A 14,190-nucleotide genomic window follows, 5' to 3' on the forward strand; every position below is an offset into this window, starting at 1 on the left:
ATTACTGCAAGGCTTGCACACCCGCCACCAGCCAGCCGCTGCTGCCGTGCTTGGGCTTGGTCATGTTCCAGACCTCGCGGAACGGGCTGGGGCCTGCCGAAGGCTCTTCACGGATCATGCCGGAGAACTCGACGCTGGCCATATAGGCCTCGCCCAGGTCTTCGATGCCCAGCAGCTGGGCTTCAAGCATGACCACATCGGTCTGGTTGGGATGGTCGCCACGGTGGGTTTCGCGCTCGGCCAGCTGGGCGCGGATTTCATCGAGCATGCTGTCGGTCATCATGGAACGCAGCGTGGCCACGTCCGAGCGGTCCCAGGCGGCCTGCAAGGTGGTGAAGTTGCGCTTGGCAGCCTGGACAAAAGCGGCCACGTCAAAGCCGTCGGGGATGCCCCAGTTTTGCCCGCCCGAACCCGCCAGCGCAGAACCAATGCGCGAACCCTCTTGCGCCGGACGCGCCGTGTCAAAGGCCATGCTGGAGCGCTCCCAGGGGCGCGCCGACGCATCGTTGCCCACCTTGTCGGGGCTGTAGTCGCGCGGCACCGTGGCCGTCTCTGGCGATGCCGAGCCGCCACCCGCACCTGCGCCCTGGAAGGCAAACGGCGAGGCGCTGGCCGCAGCCGTGTTGCTGCCCTTGCGCATGCGCAGCACCAGCATGACCACGGCAAACACGGCCACCGCCAGCAGCGCCATCATCAGGAAATTGCCAAAGGCTTCACCAAAGCCCAGCGAATGGGCCAGCCACGCCAGCCCCAGGCCCGCCGCCAGACCGCCCAGCATGGCGCCCCACGGCTTCTTGGGCGCAGCAGCAGGCGCCGCTGCGGGCGCGGCAGCGGGCTTGGCCGCCGTGCTGCTGTTGGCAGTTTGGGCCGGGGCACCCGGCGTATTGGCGGGCGGGGCAGCATTGCGCTGTGTGACGTTGCTGGACTGCTGGCCCACGGACTTGCCGCCACCCATGCGCCGCGCGTCGGCCTCGGGGTGAACCACCATCAGGATCGCCACCAGCAAGGCGGGCCAGAGTTTCTTCATGTCTTTCATCTCCTTCAGATTGCAATAACAAACAGGATGCATCGGCAGTTCAGCACTTGATGCCCACATGCAGGGCGACCACGCCGCCCGTCATGTTGTGGTAATCAACATGGCCAAAACCGGCCTGGCGCATCAGCGCCTTCAGCTCTTCCTGGCCCGGGTGCATGCGGATCGATTCGGCCAGATAGCGGTAGCTGTCGGCATCGCCCGCAATGAGGCTGCCCAGGCGCGGCAGCACATTGAACGAATACCAGTCGTAGGCCTTGGCCAGCGGCTTGGCCACCCGAGAAAACTCCAGCACCAGCAGCTTGCCGCCGGGCTTGAGCACGCGGCACATCTCAGCCAGGGCGTCGTCCTTGTGCGTCATGTTGCGCAGGCCAAAGGCCACACTGACTACATCGAAGTGCGCATCCGGAAAAGGCAGGTGCTCGGCATCGCACACCAGCGTGGGCAGGGCCACACCCGCATCCAGCAGGCGGTTGCGGCCCACGCGCAGCATGGCTTCGTTGATATCGGTGTGCACCACGCGCCCGGTGGCGCCCACTTTCTTGGCAAACGCCAGCGACAAATCGCCCGTGCCACCGGCAATGTCCAGCACCTGGTGGCCCTCGCGCAGGTTGGCCACCATCACGGTGTATGCCTTCCAGGCGCGGTGCAGGCCCGCCGACATCAGATCGTTCATGACGTCGTACTTGGTGGCGACGGAATCGAACACGCCGCGCACGCGCCGCGCCTTGTCTTGCTCGTCAACCGACTGGAATCCGAAATGGGTGGTGCTCATAAAAAACGATGCTATCTGGTGTGGCGACAACCCCGCAGGGTGCGGGGAATCGGCGCCGGGGTTTTGTTTTTAGGCCAAATCGGCCTGCAAGGCAAGCAGGACGTGCGCTAGCAGCTACGCATTTTGTAGCAATTGGCAACGCTGCCGCCTCAGTGGCTGGCACAGCCGTGGCCACCGTGGCCCGCGCCCTTGGGCGCCATGGGCGCATCGCGGTCCACGCCCGCCGCTTGCAGGCGCTGCACATAGTCTTGCCACAGCGCATCGCCGCGCTGGCCCAGCTCGTAGAGGTAATCCCACGAAAAAATGCCGCTGTCGTGCCCATCGGAAAACGTGGGCTGCACGGCGTAGTTACCCACCGGGGCCAAGTCCACCAGCGTGACATCGCGCTTGCCGGTTTGCAGCACCTCCTGGCCCGGGCCATGGCCCTGCACCTCGGCGGACGGCGAATACACGCGCATCAGCTCGAACGGAATGCGAAACGCCGCACCATCGGAAAACACAACCTCCAGCACGCGCGACTTTTCATGCACCGTGATGGACTGGGGCGCAGGCGCCCCCGCTTTCAGACCTGCCATGGGGATGTACCTGTGAGAAAAAAAGAGGGTCAAAACAGGGAGTGATTGTCCCACCCACCGCATGGCAGAGGGCGCAGCCAGTGTGCTGCGGCCTTGCCGGGCCAAGGGCTACAGCGCATCGAGCGGGCTGAGCACGCCACGCCCACCCTTGTTGAGCACATGCGTGTAAATCATGGTGGTGCCCACATCGGCATGGCCCAGCAGCTCCTGCACCGTGCGAATGTCGTAGCCCGCTTGCAGCAAATGCGTAGCGAATGAATGGCGCAACACATGCGGACTCACTGGCTTGGCTATCTGCGCCAGCTTGGCCGCCTCGCGCACCGCGCGCTGTACAGACTCGGGGTACACATGGTGGCGCCGCTCCAGCAAAGCGCCCGTCAAAATTTCACGCCGGGCAAACTCCACATCCTTGACGCGCAAACGCAGCGCCTCCAGCAAACGCATACCCGTGCCATACAGTAATTGCGCAATCAGCCCGGACGTGCCTTGCATATGCAGCAGTAAAGCGCGCACCTCGGTAGCAGTCAGCACTACAGGTAAACGCTTAGGCATTTTGGCCTGTACCACATCGTCCAGCCAAGGCAAATCCACGCCCAATACCTTTTTTTACCAATACAAAATCGCCGCCTTGGCCTGATTCTGGGTCGATGCAGAAACTTGCCGTTGAACCGCCAAATGTGTCAGAAATGCCTCCACCTCCGCTGCACCCATTTCTAATGGGTGGCGCTTGCCGTGAAACAAGATAAAACGCCGTGCCCAATCGACATAAGCCGTCTCGGTGCGAATGCTGTAATGGCGTGTACGCAAATGGTCGCGCATACGATCCAACAGCTTGGGCGCTGGGGCAGCCCCTGGTACGGCAGATGCGACGGGGGCCGCATGATCGAAAAACAAGGTCATCCGCAAAATTTTAGGTTTGCCTAAACGGCATCATCTCGGCGCTATCCCTATGTACTGATAGATACATCTTGTTTTGGTAGACCAGTCCGCTTACGATGGCTGTCGTCTAATTCTAGTTAGCCGCTTAGAAACCGCAATATTGAAGCCCATGCTTTATTCACCGGAATTTACCTTCTCAAGCGTTATCCGCTGGGTGTTTTGCCGTGTGCCGGGCTTCGCCTTTGGGCGCTGCGTTGGTTTCAAGCTTTTTTGGCCGCTAGCCCTTGCACAGCAAGCGCCACCAGCTATCATTTTTCAAGCATTGCGTCGCCTTGGTGGCGCAAGGCTTTTTCACGGTGTGCGCTCGTCGTCAATTAAGGGTTTCCCGTTTTGGCTTCTGGGTCTAACTGTGCAGTCAAGCCGACCCGCCTTCGGCGGGCGGCTTACTTTCGTTCGTTAGCCATGAACAATGTGAATCCCTATTGGAAGCAACTAGAAGTTGACTTGTGCGATGAGTCAGGAATCATCGTGCCGAAGGGCGAGGAAGAAACCGCATACTTTGAACGGCTTCGCTCCAGTGTTCGTGAACACGCGACTTCTCCTGAATGGGTTTCGGCAACCGTAGTTGAGCCGGGGTTCCGCCATCGAGAACTTGGTTCAAAAGTTTCAGGTTATCTTCTGGCAAAAAGCGAAGGCTATTGGCTGGTACTTGAACCAGAAGAAGGAGAGTATTACTGCTTTTGGGGAAATGATCGCAACAACTTGGGCGCGTATGGTGTCTGCGGAAATCCGCTTTACTGCTGGTGGGATTGATATTACTAACCCGGCGTTGCAGTGGATCGGCTACGCCGCCCACTGAACTTGTCCGTTAGTCCCGCTGAGACCCCGCTTTATTTAGCCCATGCTTTATTCACCGGTATTCACCTTCTCAAGCGGTTATTCGCTAGGTGTTTTGCCGTGTGCCGGGCTTCGCCTTTGGGTGCTGCGCCAGTTTCAAGCCTTTTTGGCCTTCAGCCTTTGCGCAGCTTGCGCTAGCAGCTATCATTTTGCAAGCGTTACGCCGCCTCGGTGGCGCAGTGCTTTTTCGCAGTTCGTGCCCGTCGTCAATTTGGGGTTTCCCGTTCTGGCGTTTGGGTCTAACTGTGCAGTCAAGCCGACCCGCCTTCGGCGGGCGGCTTACTTTCGGCGTTAGGCAGCATCACCAGGCAGTCCATGGATATCGAGAAACTACCGCTTATTGACGCACTCCGAGGATTGGCAATGTTCCAGCAGGAGTTCCTTCGTCTTGCGCTCTACGTCGCATCTGAGGGTCCTGCTACTTTTGAAGGGGAAAGGCTGGAATGCAGACTTGGCGACAGCCAGAGGCGTATTAGTACGTATCTAGCGATGGGAGCGGGCCAATCGCTCGAAACATTGCTTCGCATAGCGAAGCTTCGTGGCATACCCGTTCGAGATGCGTATCCAGTTGCCCGTTCAGCATTCGAGTCATTTCTAAACGCCAGCTACCTTCTAGCTGAATCCGATGAAGTCGCATCGCGGGCTATTCGATACATCGACTATGCCGCTTGGAAACATTTCAACAGGAAGAGAGGAAGCGGAGAGTTTTCTCTGGAGATTCGCTCAGATGCCGATCCGCAGGCGACTCTTACGGAAAAGTTTCCTGAGTTCAACGGAAAAGGCAAAGGCAGTTGGACGAATCTTGATGTTCCAAGCCGTATCAGAATGGTGGGAGAGCTTGCAGGCCGTCGCGCAGCATCACGCCTGCTCACGGCCGATTTTCTTATCTACAGTCTTTCGTCAGAAATTATTCATGGCTCGCCCTTCGGAGTAAGTTACTTTTTTTCAGCTCATCAGACGGGCGAGAAAAATACTGACGGATTTAGGGCTGCGACAGTATGTCAGCTTGAAGAAATATTAATCGGTGTGCTTCACGCTGGTTGCGGTTATCTTGCGGCGTTCTTTGGGCAGCAGGATATGCAAGCGCCGTTGAAAGCAGAAGAAAAAATATTCAATCGGCTCTTTGAGTTGAGCACAAAACCGTCCAACGCATTTCCGCCAGCTTCACAACATATCGCTGATGTTGAAGGTGCGTGACGAAATTCACGCCTAACCCATCATTCCAGCGGACCGCTTTCGGCGGCCGCTGAACTCAAACGTTAGATTTCATTAGGAGCAGAAGAATGGCAAGAGACAAAGCAAAAGATGACCTGATGTTCAACTGCAATCAAGAGTATGAACATGCACAAGTGGCAAGTCATTACGGTGGAAATAAAGAGGCTGTTTTGAGATTTCTAAAAGACTCTTGTGCAAAGGGAGATATTTTCCGATTCACTCATGCACAGGTTTATCAGCTAATAAAAGAAAAACTCCATTTGCCAATTCCGTTCTAAATATCTAACCCATCGGTCAAGCCGACCCGCCTACGGCGGTCGGCTTGCCTTGTTCGTTAGAAATACTTCCTAAAGACTTGTCCACTCTTTAGTACGGAGGGAGCACAAAATGGATTGGCAGCACATGCTTTCATCACTTGATTCAGATGGAGTCGTCGAGTTTGGAATGCATCAGATGGATCTGAAATCCAATACTCCGAAGTGGCGTCGGCATAAAGGTGGATCGCAAACGCGCTTTAAGACACTTCGTAACGCGCTCTTCTCGCATGACAAAGGAGCTAGAGTTGCATGTCTAGGTAGGTCGGTATATGCAAAAAAAGTCTATGCGGCTGGCTTTAACTCAGTTGTTCCTTATGTAAGCACTTGGCTTCAAGGGGAGCAACTCGCTTTTCTTGTGCGTGCGGCAGCAGCTGAACCTGAAGTAACCCTCGTGCCGGCGGCAGCTCTTAATGCCCTACGAGGCGATGATCATGCAACCTTGCTTACTTCACTTGGTCAGCTGTTTGGAGTTGGGGCACAAGAACATGGTGTCCGTCTTCTCGCGAGCGGAGAGGTTTGCTTACCAAGATGATGTCTAACCCAGCGCTCAAGCCGACCCGCATACTGCGGGCGGCTTACCTTGTTCGTTAGAAAATCTGATGCAATTAATTAAATCAGCCCCAACACGAGGTGAAGATGGCGAGAAAATCTACACCAATGAAGTCGTAATGATTTCTGATGATCCCGACATGCTTCGAGCAAAAGCACATGAGTTGTGCCAAGGCATGGATATTAAGCCTGAACCTTGGTGCAGCAGATATCCGGTAATGGGAAATGACCAAGTTCAGTCAGATCATGAATGGGTCATGAAGTTGTCCAACGGCATCGGCTTCATCATTGAAAAGTAAATTAGTTCCTAACCCAGCGCTCAAGCCGACCCGCCTTCGGCGGTCGGCTTAGCTTGTTCGTTAGTCGCTTCAAAACCCGCATTATTTAGCCCATGCTTTATTCACCGGAATTTATTTTCTCAAGCGGTTATCCGTTGGGTTTTTTGCCGTGTGCCGGGCTTCGCCTGGAGGCGCTGCGCTGGGTTCGAGCCTTTTTGGCTTCCAGCCCGCGCGCAGCAAGCGCCACTAGCTATCATTTTGCAAGCATTGCGCCGCCTCCGTGGCGCAATGCTTTTTCGCAGTTCGCGCTCGTCGTCAAGTTGGGGTTTCCCGTTTTGACGCCTGGGTCTAACTGTGCAGTCAAGCCGACCCGCCTTCGGCGGGCGGCTTACTTTCGGCGTTAGCCATACCATGAAGACGATCACCCTTCACCTCACATCCGAGGACGAAAATGAGGTTCACTCGGTTCCGCTCTCGTTTGATGCGCAGGAACTTAGCTTGATCGGAAAATATGTTGCCAACTGTGATCGGCTGAAAGGCGCTGCAATTTTTACGGTCGGCTTTCCTGTCCTGAAAAACTTCACATGGACGGCCGCTGAAGGTTCTAAGTTCACCATTTCCCCGTTCGACTACGGGCACGTCTGCGAGTTGCTCCACTTGGCACGCCCATTCTTCCTGGCCAAGGAAGACGCTTCTTTCGAAAAGATCCTCGCAGTGTTCTTTGGAAAATCGGACGGCACGGCGCTCGCCAAGCATCTGAACTGCTTGCGTGATTGGTACGAACGTGGAGACTATCAGCCGTACTTTCAGATCAGCATTAACAAAACGCCCTTGTTCAACGATGCGACAAGCAAGATTTGGCTCAATGGTGCTGAGTACCATCAAGATAAGAACAAGGCTGCGGTTGTCGCAGCACTTGAGGCCTCGCTGACAACAGACGTCGCGCGAGGAGTATTTGTGGCGCAACTCTCTGGTCGAATAAGGGCAATCTTTGAATTGGGCCACCTGTCAAAGATGGCGGTATTTTCGGATGGAAGTAATGGCTAACCCTGCATTCCAGCGGACGCCTGACGGCGCCGCTGAATTTGAACGTTAGGGTGTAAAACGGATCACTTTTATGAATTTACTTGACTGGAAAGAACGGCCATTTGTCTCGCTAGAGAAGATGGTGAGCTATTCGGCACTAAACAAGGAAATGGCAAAAAAATACGGCTTAACTGTAAAAGCAGTTGAAATTTCAAATCGCGACTATGGTTATCGTTACCAAAAATTCAGTTCAAGCCAAAAAATGCAGCCACCACCTAGCAGCCACAGGCATATATGTCTTGGCTATCTCGTCGTGCGCAAGTGCGGAACACCAGAGCAATACGAAACTTGGATGCCAAATCATGTATTTGAAGAGCTTTACGAGATCAGTAAATCCTAACCTGTCGCTCAAGCCGACCCGCCTTCGGCGGTCGGCTTAGCTTTTTCGTTAGAGAAAATAACATGTCATCCATACTTACTGTTGCATCTATTGCACTAAACCCTACGGGATTTCTTGTTAGCAAAATTGCAGAATATGCTCTTGAATCAATTAAAGATGATCCAAGCAAAAAAACACTCGAAGAACTCGAGTTAGTCGCAAAAAAACAAGAGCTACAAATGCAGATGGCCGAAGCTCAAGCAAAAGTTGCACAAGAACTTGCAATTGCCAAGCGAATTGAAATTGCAGAGGAAGTCGAAATTGAAGAGTTTTATGACCTAAATGCAGATGGCAGCTTAGGAGTCAAAGCAAAAGAACAGTCCATTTCCTTGGGAGCTTCCGCCTCCGGTCGAAGGGTATCAAAAAGAATTTATAAATTTCGCGGCGTTAATTCAGAGCTAAACAAAGAAGATGGTTCTAACCATCAGATCAAGCCGACCCGCTAAAGCGGGTAGCTTATCTTTTCCGTTAGGCCATAGGATACGCAGTGGAAAATATATCTGACATATTGCCGGGACTGTTGACGGTGGCACACGGCCAGCGTAACGAATCGATATTGTTTGCTTTTCAGTTCAAAATACTGCAGGTTCGTGGGGTATTTTTTGGTCGTTCCAAAACGTTGACGATAGGAATATCCGATAAGAACGTAGCGTGGCAATGCGATGTGACGAATGGAGTTCTTTCTGAACGAATCCCTGGTGAGGCATATGCCGTTATAAAGGAGGCATTAGTAACTGAAGATGGCATCTACAAGAACAAACAATTTTTCTTGACGTTGAAGTCCGTTCTCCATGATGTAGCCTCGGGAGCGATCATCAAATCTCCCACTGATAACGAAATTACGGCTCTTCTCCGCAATTGCAAGACCAAAGACAAAAAATATGACCAAGATGGAGATAATCCGTTCTTTGATCATTGGCGCCGAGTGCGACCTAGTATGAAGCATTTACAAAAAATTCAGCGCTATTTTGGCTCGCAAGTTAGTGAAGAATGCTTTCGCAATAAGGTAACTGGAGTTTGGTCACCTGAGCCAAAAGATAAGAGCCTTCTGTTCTTAAGTCCTGACCGTGCGGTGAAAGAAATAATTGATACAGCAAAGGCCTAACTCGGCAGTCGAGAGTGACTGCGCAAAAGCGCGCAGCCCCACACTTTTACGTTAGTCCGCTCAAAACCCGCATTATTTAGGCCATGCAATATCCAGCAGCATTTACCTTCTCAAGCGTTTATCCGCTGGGTTTTTTGCCGTGTGCCGGACTTCGCCTTTGGGCGCAGCGTCAGTTTCAAGTATTTTTGGCCTCTAGCCATTGCACAGCAAGCGCCACCAGCTATCATTTTTCAAGCATTGCGCCGCTTCGGTGGCGCAGTGCTTTTTCGCGGTTCGCGCCCGTCGTCAAGTTGGGGTTTCCCGTTTTGGCGTCTGGGTCTAACTGTGCAGTCAAGCCGACCCGCCTTCGGCGGGCGGCTGACTTTCATTCGTTAGGTCTCTTTATACACACGCATGGAACTTCAGTTCGACATTACTCGCCGCTTTGAGAAAGACATGGATCGTCTATCAAAAGACGACCAGCGTCGCATAGCAGTTAGCATCGATAAATATGCAGCAGGATTTGATGTGGATCGAGGTGATTCAACCCATCACATTTATCAACCGCATATGCCTCCATTGCCAGAAGGGTTTGATTCGAGCCTGTATGTACTTAGGGCAACTCAACAAATTAGAGTCATCCTAACGATCGAGAACGATCCACTGTTTGATAGAAAGCTCGTCACTCTGATACGCGTCGTGAAGCATGATCTGCTTGATCGTGCGTTCAATTCAATTGTTGAGTCCCTCTACCAACAATTGCGGTCTGGGGGGCAGGGTAATGGCTGAGATTAAAGCCCTATTAGACGAATATGGGGTCATCTATGATGCGCAGAAATCGCTCCCGGATGACAGGCATCGAATTCAATTCTTGGAGGCCCTGGCTGAACTTCAGAACAACGAATGCCATAAGAGCCGACAGTTCCCGGTCACCAGGCTGCATAAAGTGACGGGCATTAAGCAGGCTGTTTATCGGGCTGACGTCGACAAAATCTCCGGATGGAGAATTCACGTACAGTATTCAGGTAACGGTGTCTTGCACTTAAAGGATGTTATTCCCGGATCGCTACACGACAATGCTGTTGAAGTGATTAAGTCGAAAAAGATTCGGTATGAGTAGCGGCCTAACCCGGCGCTCAAGCCGACCCGCATACTGCGGGCGGCTTATCTTGTCCGTTAGAAGTTTTTGAGGAGAATAAATGTCTAATCAAGTGACATGGTTCAAAGATGAAGCCACATGGAAAAAATACAAAGACATCTGCGAAGACAAAAACCACTTTGGCCCCTCATACAATGAATGGGTTGCAGCGGTTAACCGAAAAATTGCCGAACTTGCAACTCAAGGTGTTCTTCTTCAAAAAGTCGAAACCAATCCGGAAGACTATTTAAATTGGTGCAAAAGTGCTGGCCACTCAATGAATGCAAAGAGTCGAAGCCTTTATTTAGCACACATTTTCTCAAAAAAATAGTTTTCTAACCTTTCACTCAAGCGGACTGGCCTACGGCCATCCGCTTACCTTGTTCGTTAGGCTTCGCAAGCCATGCTCGATTATCTTCAACGCATGCTTGATTTAGCACTCCGCAAAGAGTTGCAGGGCATCCACTTCTGGGCCACCCTGTATGTGCTCATCGTTTTGGTAGGTTCGCTGTGGCATGCGCTGCGAGTTCGCAGGTGGCCTCAGGTGGAAGGTCAACTTCTCAGCCTTGGAATTCGCCCGCTGGGAAGTCCCAACCCTGGCACCAGAGACCAAGACTATGTACCTTCGGCGCTTTATAGGTATGAGGTTAATGGTCAGTCCTATGCGGGCCGAGAAATATCGATATGGAAAATGTCTGCCTCAGGCATGCTCAAGAACACAGCGAAAATCCTGCCTAGTCAGGTCAGAGCGAGTGAAACAGGGAAGGTACTTATTTACTACAACCCCAAGCATCCAAAGAAGAGCCTTCTCTTGCGTCCGGGTTGGGCAAGCATCTCCTTTTTGTCAGCGCTCATTTTCCTGGCCGCTGCCTTCTATATCTGGCGTTGGTAAGCGAATCGCCCCAGCTTTTGAGGAGGCTCTTTTCTCTGAACGGATTGAGCAATGAAGAAGTCGAACGAGCCAGTCTGCAAAGTGCTGTAGGTAGCCCCGTCGGCGTATCGATGACATGCAGCGCTGCTGCACGAGCCACACCAGCGCTGCGACCGAGCCAAGCGTGACGAAGTGCTGATGCCAGAGATTGAACGCGTCTGGCAGGCTAATATGCTTGGCGATATGCTGAAGAAACTCGCTAAGAGTCCGACATTGCTGTATGCCTCAGCCTCAACCGTAGTCCACCATGCAACTATCTTCAACTAATTCATCAGCCATTGCGTCCGCAAGTGTCGGCGCTGGCAGTGGTTCCAATTCAGCCGCAGAGATTGCCAAGCTCCAAAAGCAGATAAAGAACTTGACCAACGAGCTAAAGAACATTGCTGGTGATACCACAATGGATGCCAAGGCGAAGCAGAAACGGGCAGAGCAACTGCAGGCGCAGATCCAACTCATCCAACAGCAGATCACAGCGATTCAGCAGGCAGACGCCCAAAAGGCCCAAGACAAGGCCCAGCGCCGAACGGAGGCGGCGCGTGAATCAAACTCGCCCCCATCCTCCTCTCTTAGCGCACGCAAAGAGGGCCCTCTTGGCACTAACCTCGACGTCCATGCCTGACATACTGGCTCTTATCAGGGTTCAAGCATCGACCAGATCCGCAGGCTGAGCGCGGCCTAAACAATCGCTCCACCAGCCCCATGGCGGTGTGCTGGGCTTCACCTTGGGGTGCAGCGTCAGTTTCAAGCCTTTTTGGCCTGTAGCGCTTGTACGATAAGCGCTAACAGCTATCATTTTGGAAGCACTGCGCCGCCTCCGTGGCGCAAGCACCTGACCCGACATTTCAACCCAACCAAAATCTGCTTGCAAAAAGCGTCTTCCGTGCCGCAAAAAAATACTCCCTTTGAATCTACTGCGCCACCCCATAGTCGCATTACCGGATTTTTGAAAGATGCCAGCTTTCATGACTCCTGGAGTATCCATTCAACCGACACCAGCCTGTCTGCACTCGACCATTTTCTTCTTGCAGCCAAGCAAACGCCCCGCTGGATTGGCATGTGCATGGCAGTACGCAACCGCATTGTCCAGCTCGCAGGGCTCAAAAACCTGGGCGCATTATCTGAACTGGCTGCTGACAAAATGGCAGCGTCCTATAAGACTGGTGATCGCGTAGGTATTTTCACGGTTTTTGAAAACCACTTTGATGAAGCCCTCATCGGCGATAAAGACAAGCATTTGGACGTGGTTCTCAGCATCCATCGCCATGAAGTGCCAGAAAAAAAACTGGTTGCCATCACCATCACAACCGTTGTTCACGTAAAAAACAGGCTGGGCAGCCTGTATATGCTTCCTGTCAAACCCATGCACCGGCTCATTGCCCCCGCAGTTCTGGCCAGCATTGGGCGCAGCACACATCCGGCATAACATGGCGTTTTTGTGTCCCCCGATTGGCACCCACTTTCTTCATTCAGTGCCCTGACACCATGAACGCCATCAAACCTGCCATATTCCCTGAAGACTTGGAGCGCGTCATCACCATTTTTCGGGAATATGTGGCCAGCCCCAGTGTGAATCTCGATTTTCAGGATTACGAGTCAGAATTCGCGGCCCTGCCGGGCAAATACGCCGCACCGGAAGGACGCCTGCTGCTGGCGTGGAAAAATGGGGCGGTGGTGGGGTGCGCCGCACTGCGCAAAGTGGATGCCAGCGTCTGCGAAATGAAGCGGGTCTATGTCCAGCCCGCAGCACGGGGCGATGGCCTGGGCCGTCGGCTGGTTGAAAGCACCATTGCCGCCGCACGGGAGGCGGGCTATTCGCGCATTTGCCTGGATGTCTTGCCCGAATTCACGCGGGCGCAACACATGTATGCCTCACTGGGTTTTCGGCCCACAGCGCCCGTCACATTCAACCCTGTGCCCGGCACCCAGTTTTTGGGTCTGGATTTAATTTCCTCCTGTTGAAGAGAACCCATGCCATTTCCACCCTCTGAAAGAAAATCCCTTCTGGCCGTCAAAGGCGTTGGCCCTACCGTAGTGGCCCGCCTGGAGCAGATGGGGTATGAGTCGTTGGCACATTTGAGCAAGGCCAATACCCTGGATATTGTTTCAAGGGCTTCTGCGATGGTGGGCTCCACCTGCTGGAAAAATAGCCCGCAAGCACGTGCGGCCATTCAGTCCGCTATTGCACTGGCGCAGTCCCACCATGCGCAGGTGGACTGACTTTGCACAGCCAACCGCTCCCGGTGGCGGCTGAAACCGGCCTGGGCGCCCGCGCCCGCGCCCGCCGTGGCGCAGTTCTCGTGTTCCAATGCACCGCGTCTGGCCGCTTCAACGCCGCTGGCAATGGCCGCCGGGCGCACCCACAGGAGGCCACACCTTGAACGCCATCAAACTCGCTGCCATCGCGCTCATCATTGGCGGTGTGCTGGGCCTGGCATACGGCAGCTTCAGCTACACCAAAGACACCACAGCCATGAAATTGGGGCCGATCGAGCTGTCCGTGAAAGAGACCGAAACGGTCAATATTCCCGTCTGGGCAGGCATTGCGGCCATCGTGGCCGGGGGCCTGCTGCTGGTGCTCGGGAGCAAAGGGCGCTGAACGCGCCCCAGCCTCCCTCACTCAACCCAAAGACGCCCGCAACTGCGCCTCCAGCGCGGGCAGGCGCGCACGCAGGGCGTCTTCTGGTGCAGCGTCGCGCGGGCGCTGGGCGGTGGCCCAGACGGGCGCCGGAAAGTGGCTGTCCCAGTCAAAGCGCGCAATCACGTGCCAGTGCAGGTGCGCCACCATGTTGCCCAGCGTGGCCAGGTTGATTTTGGTGGGCTGCAGGTGCTGGCGCAGGGCCTGCTCCACCTGCACCACCACGTCCATGCAGTGGGCGCGGTCGGCGGGGCTGAGGTCAGAAAACTCGGCCACATGGGCATTCCAGACTACGCGGTAAAACGCCGGAAAGCCCGCCTCGTCGGCACGGATCACCCGCAGCTTCTCGCCGCGCCAGATGAGCTGGCCGCCGTCGGCATCGCACAGGGGGCAGGCGCTGCCCGAGCTGCCGCCGGGCC

Annotated in this window: 27 protein-coding genes and 5 pseudogenes; 26 read left to right on the forward strand and 6 right to left on the reverse strand. The window is 54.3% G+C overall.

What is annotated here, in order from left to right:
• Position 1 precedes the first annotated feature (1 nt).
• The 5 genes from PHX69_RS00820 to PHX69_RS16170 all read right to left on the reverse strand — a co-directional run bounded on the left by PHX69_RS00820 (position 2) and on the right by PHX69_RS16170 (position 3,283).
• Positions 2-1,027, reverse strand: a complete 1,026-nt coding sequence (locus tag PHX69_RS00820) for a Tim44 domain-containing protein (protein ID WP_119014877.1) — start codon at positions 1,025-1,027, stop codon at positions 2-4.
• A 49-nt stretch (positions 1,028-1,076) separates the two neighbouring features.
• Complete coding sequence (gene ubiE, locus PHX69_RS00825; RefSeq protein WP_119014872.1) at positions 1,077-1,808, reverse strand: bifunctional demethylmenaquinone methyltransferase/2-methoxy-6-polyprenyl-1,4-benzoquinol methylase UbiE; 732 nt, start codon at positions 1,806-1,808, stop codon at positions 1,077-1,079.
• Positions 1,809-1,957: 149 nt separating this feature from the next.
• Positions 1,958-2,383, reverse strand: coding sequence for a gamma-butyrobetaine hydroxylase family protein (locus PHX69_RS00830; protein ID WP_288041883.1), 426 nt, complete (start codon positions 2,381-2,383; stop codon positions 1,958-1,960).
• 108 nt (positions 2,384-2,491) lie between these two features.
• Complete coding sequence (locus tag PHX69_RS00835; RefSeq protein WP_502958447.1) at positions 2,492-2,974, reverse strand: tyrosine-type recombinase/integrase; 483 nt, start codon at positions 2,972-2,974, stop codon at positions 2,492-2,494.
• 15 nt (positions 2,975-2,989) lie between these two features.
• The gene (locus PHX69_RS16170) at positions 2,990-3,283 is read right to left on the reverse strand and encodes a phage integrase N-terminal SAM-like domain-containing protein (protein WP_502958448.1); all 294 of its coding nucleotides are present in this window, start codon (positions 3,281-3,283) and stop codon (positions 2,990-2,992) included.
• A 249-nt stretch (positions 3,284-3,532) separates the two neighbouring features.
• Here PHX69_RS16170 and PHX69_RS00840 point away from each other — a divergent pair.
• From PHX69_RS00840 to PHX69_RS00955, 26 genes and pseudogenes are all read left to right on the forward strand, one after another.
• Positions 3,533-3,703 (forward strand): annotated as a pseudogene (locus PHX69_RS00840) (DUF1010 domain-containing protein); the annotation flags it as partial.
• A 21-nt stretch (positions 3,704-3,724) separates the two neighbouring features.
• A complete protein-coding gene (locus tag PHX69_RS00845; protein ID WP_288041885.1) occupies positions 3,725-4,075 on the forward strand; it encodes a hypothetical protein in 351 nt (116 codons plus the stop codon).
• 88 nt (positions 4,076-4,163) lie between these two features.
• Positions 4,164-4,454 carry a DUF1010 domain-containing protein gene (locus tag PHX69_RS00850; RefSeq protein WP_288041886.1) on the forward strand — a complete coding sequence of 97 codons (291 nt, stop codon included), beginning with the start codon at positions 4,164-4,166 and terminating at the stop codon, positions 4,452-4,454.
• Between the two features lie 20 nt (positions 4,455-4,474).
• Positions 4,475-5,356, forward strand: a complete 882-nt coding sequence (locus PHX69_RS00855; protein WP_288041887.1) for a DUF5677 domain-containing protein — start codon at positions 4,475-4,477, stop codon at positions 5,354-5,356.
• Positions 5,357-5,442: 86 nt separating this feature from the next.
• On the forward strand, positions 5,443-5,652 hold the full coding sequence (locus tag PHX69_RS00860; RefSeq protein WP_288041888.1) for a hypothetical protein: 210 nt from the start codon (positions 5,443-5,445) through the stop codon (positions 5,650-5,652).
• 109 nt (positions 5,653-5,761) lie between these two features.
• Positions 5,762-6,223: a hypothetical protein gene (locus PHX69_RS00865; RefSeq protein WP_288041889.1), complete on the forward strand. Its 462-nt coding sequence runs from the start codon at positions 5,762-5,764 to the stop codon at positions 6,221-6,223.
• A pseudogene (locus PHX69_RS16130) lies at positions 6,199-6,282 on the forward strand (DUF1010 domain-containing protein); the annotation flags it as partial. The gene PHX69_RS00865 and the pseudogene PHX69_RS16130, both read left to right, overlap by 25 nt.
• 8 nt (positions 6,283-6,290) lie before the next feature.
• Positions 6,291-6,539, forward strand: coding sequence for a hypothetical protein (locus PHX69_RS00870; RefSeq protein ID WP_288041890.1), 249 nt, complete (start codon positions 6,291-6,293; stop codon positions 6,537-6,539).
• Between the two features lie 92 nt (positions 6,540-6,631).
• The gene (locus tag PHX69_RS00875; RefSeq protein ID WP_288041892.1) at positions 6,632-6,922 is read left to right on the forward strand and encodes a DUF1010 domain-containing protein; all 291 of its coding nucleotides are present in this window, start codon (positions 6,632-6,634) and stop codon (positions 6,920-6,922) included.
• A gap of 7 nt (positions 6,923-6,929) precedes the next feature.
• Entirely contained in the window at positions 6,930-7,565 is a 636-nt protein-coding gene (locus PHX69_RS00880; protein WP_288041893.1) for a hypothetical protein, read from the forward strand.
• 70 nt (positions 7,566-7,635) lie between these two features.
• Positions 7,636-7,944, forward strand: coding sequence for a hypothetical protein (locus PHX69_RS00885; protein WP_288041895.1), 309 nt, complete (start codon positions 7,636-7,638; stop codon positions 7,942-7,944).
• Between the two features lie 62 nt (positions 7,945-8,006).
• Complete coding sequence (locus PHX69_RS00890; RefSeq protein WP_288041896.1) at positions 8,007-8,429, forward strand: hypothetical protein; 423 nt, start codon at positions 8,007-8,009, stop codon at positions 8,427-8,429.
• Between the two features lie 41 nt (positions 8,430-8,470).
• Entirely contained in the window at positions 8,471-9,088 is a 618-nt protein-coding gene (locus tag PHX69_RS00895) for a hypothetical protein (RefSeq protein ID WP_288041898.1), read from the forward strand.
• An 83-nt stretch (positions 9,089-9,171) separates the two neighbouring features.
• Positions 9,172-9,516: a DUF1010 domain-containing protein gene (locus PHX69_RS00900; protein WP_288041899.1), complete on the forward strand. Its 345-nt coding sequence runs from the start codon at positions 9,172-9,174 to the stop codon at positions 9,514-9,516.
• Complete coding sequence (locus PHX69_RS00905; RefSeq protein ID WP_288041900.1) at positions 9,482-9,856, forward strand: type II toxin-antitoxin system RelE family toxin; 375 nt, start codon at positions 9,482-9,484, stop codon at positions 9,854-9,856. Before PHX69_RS00900 ends, PHX69_RS00905 begins: the two co-directional genes overlap by 35 nt.
• Complete coding sequence (locus PHX69_RS00910) at positions 9,849-10,187, forward strand: hypothetical protein (protein ID WP_288041902.1); 339 nt, start codon at positions 9,849-9,851, stop codon at positions 10,185-10,187. The genes PHX69_RS00905 and PHX69_RS00910 overlap by 8 nt, the downstream gene beginning before the upstream one ends.
• A 3-nt stretch (positions 10,188-10,190) precedes the next feature.
• Positions 10,191-10,247: pseudogene (locus tag PHX69_RS16135) on the forward strand (DUF1010 domain-containing protein); the annotation flags it as partial.
• A gap of 19 nt (positions 10,248-10,266) precedes the next feature.
• A complete protein-coding gene (locus tag PHX69_RS00915; RefSeq protein ID WP_288041903.1) occupies positions 10,267-10,536 on the forward strand; it encodes a hypothetical protein in 270 nt (89 codons plus the stop codon).
• A 72-nt stretch (positions 10,537-10,608) separates the two neighbouring features.
• Positions 10,609-11,097 carry a DUF3592 domain-containing protein gene (locus PHX69_RS00920; protein ID WP_288041904.1) on the forward strand — a complete coding sequence of 163 codons (489 nt, stop codon included), beginning with the start codon at positions 10,609-10,611 and terminating at the stop codon, positions 11,095-11,097.
• A 66-nt stretch (positions 11,098-11,163) separates the two neighbouring features.
• Positions 11,164-11,310 (forward strand): annotated as a pseudogene (locus PHX69_RS00925) (IS3 family transposase); the annotation flags it as partial.
• Between the two features lie 73 nt (positions 11,311-11,383).
• Entirely contained in the window at positions 11,384-11,755 is a 372-nt protein-coding gene (locus PHX69_RS00930; RefSeq protein ID WP_288041905.1) for a FlxA-like family protein, read from the forward strand.
• Between the two features lie 108 nt (positions 11,756-11,863).
• Positions 11,864-11,953: pseudogene (locus PHX69_RS00935) on the forward strand (DUF1010 domain-containing protein); the annotation flags it as partial.
• A 45-nt stretch (positions 11,954-11,998) separates the two neighbouring features.
• Positions 11,999-12,559 (forward strand): DUF2867 domain-containing protein, encoded by a 561-nt coding sequence (locus PHX69_RS00940; protein ID WP_288041911.1) that lies wholly within the window; start codon positions 11,999-12,001, stop codon positions 12,557-12,559.
• A gap of 59 nt (positions 12,560-12,618) precedes the next feature.
• Positions 12,619-13,095, forward strand: a complete 477-nt coding sequence (locus PHX69_RS00945; RefSeq protein WP_288041906.1) for a GNAT family N-acetyltransferase — start codon at positions 12,619-12,621, stop codon at positions 13,093-13,095.
• A 9-nt stretch (positions 13,096-13,104) separates the two neighbouring features.
• Complete coding sequence (locus PHX69_RS00950; RefSeq protein WP_288041907.1) at positions 13,105-13,353, forward strand: helix-hairpin-helix domain-containing protein; 249 nt, start codon at positions 13,105-13,107, stop codon at positions 13,351-13,353.
• Between the two features lie 157 nt (positions 13,354-13,510).
• Entirely contained in the window at positions 13,511-13,732 is a 222-nt protein-coding gene (locus PHX69_RS00955) for a hypothetical protein (RefSeq protein ID WP_119014654.1), read from the forward strand.
• 21 nt (positions 13,733-13,753) lie between these two features.
• On the opposite strand, the gene PHX69_RS00960 is transcribed toward PHX69_RS00955, so the two are convergent.
• A complete protein-coding gene (locus tag PHX69_RS00960) occupies positions 13,754-14,158 on the reverse strand; it encodes an HIT family protein (RefSeq protein ID WP_288041912.1) in 405 nt (134 codons plus the stop codon).
• Between the last annotated feature and the right edge of the window lie 32 nt (positions 14,159-14,190).

This window comes from Simplicispira sp. (assembly GCF_028687295.1).
In the GTDB taxonomy this organism is placed as follows: Bacteria; Pseudomonadota; Gammaproteobacteria; order Burkholderiales; family Burkholderiaceae_C; genus Simplicispira; species Simplicispira metamorpha.

What these genes read in the sequence shown, in the direction of transcription:
- PHX69_RS00820 (WP_119014877.1), bottom strand. Translation starts at nt 1,027, where the DNA reads ATGAAGAAACTCTGGCCCGCCTTGCTGGTGGCGATCCTGATGGTGGTT.
- ubiE (WP_119014872.1), bottom strand. Translation starts at nt 1,808, where the DNA reads ATGAGCACCACCCATTTCGGATTCCAGTCGGTTGACGAGCAAGACAAG.
- PHX69_RS00830 (WP_288041883.1), bottom strand. Translation starts at nt 2,383, where the DNA reads ATGGCAGGTCTGAAAGCGGGGGCGCCTGCGCCCCAGTCCATCACGGTG.
- PHX69_RS16170 (WP_502958448.1), bottom strand. Translation starts at nt 3,283, where the DNA reads ATGACCTTGTTTTTCGATCATGCGGCCCCCGTCGCATCTGCCGTACCA.
- PHX69_RS00845 (WP_288041885.1), top strand. Translation starts at nt 3,725, where the DNA reads ATGAACAATGTGAATCCCTATTGGAAGCAACTAGAAGTTGACTTGTGC.
- PHX69_RS00850 (WP_288041886.1), top strand. Translation starts at nt 4,164, where the DNA reads ATGCTTTATTCACCGGTATTCACCTTCTCAAGCGGTTATTCGCTAGGT.
- PHX69_RS00855 (WP_288041887.1), top strand. Translation starts at nt 4,475, where the DNA reads ATGGATATCGAGAAACTACCGCTTATTGACGCACTCCGAGGATTGGCA.
- PHX69_RS00860 (WP_288041888.1), top strand. Translation starts at nt 5,443, where the DNA reads ATGGCAAGAGACAAAGCAAAAGATGACCTGATGTTCAACTGCAATCAA.
- PHX69_RS00865 (WP_288041889.1), top strand. Translation starts at nt 5,762, where the DNA reads ATGGATTGGCAGCACATGCTTTCATCACTTGATTCAGATGGAGTCGTC.
- PHX69_RS00870 (WP_288041890.1), top strand. Translation starts at nt 6,291, where the DNA reads ATGCAATTAATTAAATCAGCCCCAACACGAGGTGAAGATGGCGAGAAA.
- PHX69_RS00875 (WP_288041892.1), top strand. Translation starts at nt 6,632, where the DNA reads ATGCTTTATTCACCGGAATTTATTTTCTCAAGCGGTTATCCGTTGGGT.
- PHX69_RS00880 (WP_288041893.1), top strand. Translation starts at nt 6,930, where the DNA reads ATGAAGACGATCACCCTTCACCTCACATCCGAGGACGAAAATGAGGTT.
- PHX69_RS00885 (WP_288041895.1), top strand. Translation starts at nt 7,636, where the DNA reads ATGAATTTACTTGACTGGAAAGAACGGCCATTTGTCTCGCTAGAGAAG.
- PHX69_RS00890 (WP_288041896.1), top strand. Translation starts at nt 8,007, where the DNA reads ATGTCATCCATACTTACTGTTGCATCTATTGCACTAAACCCTACGGGA.
- PHX69_RS00900 (WP_288041899.1), top strand. Translation starts at nt 9,172, where the DNA reads ATGCAATATCCAGCAGCATTTACCTTCTCAAGCGTTTATCCGCTGGGT.
- PHX69_RS00905 (WP_288041900.1), top strand. Translation starts at nt 9,482, where the DNA reads ATGGAACTTCAGTTCGACATTACTCGCCGCTTTGAGAAAGACATGGAT.
- PHX69_RS00910 (WP_288041902.1), top strand. Translation starts at nt 9,849, where the DNA reads ATGGCTGAGATTAAAGCCCTATTAGACGAATATGGGGTCATCTATGAT.
- PHX69_RS00915 (WP_288041903.1), top strand. Translation starts at nt 10,267, where the DNA reads ATGTCTAATCAAGTGACATGGTTCAAAGATGAAGCCACATGGAAAAAA.
- PHX69_RS00920 (WP_288041904.1), top strand. Translation starts at nt 10,609, where the DNA reads ATGCTCGATTATCTTCAACGCATGCTTGATTTAGCACTCCGCAAAGAG.
- PHX69_RS00930 (WP_288041905.1), top strand. Translation starts at nt 11,384, where the DNA reads ATGCAACTATCTTCAACTAATTCATCAGCCATTGCGTCCGCAAGTGTC.
- PHX69_RS00945 (WP_288041906.1), top strand. Translation starts at nt 12,619, where the DNA reads ATGAACGCCATCAAACCTGCCATATTCCCTGAAGACTTGGAGCGCGTC.
- PHX69_RS00950 (WP_288041907.1), top strand. Translation starts at nt 13,105, where the DNA reads ATGCCATTTCCACCCTCTGAAAGAAAATCCCTTCTGGCCGTCAAAGGC.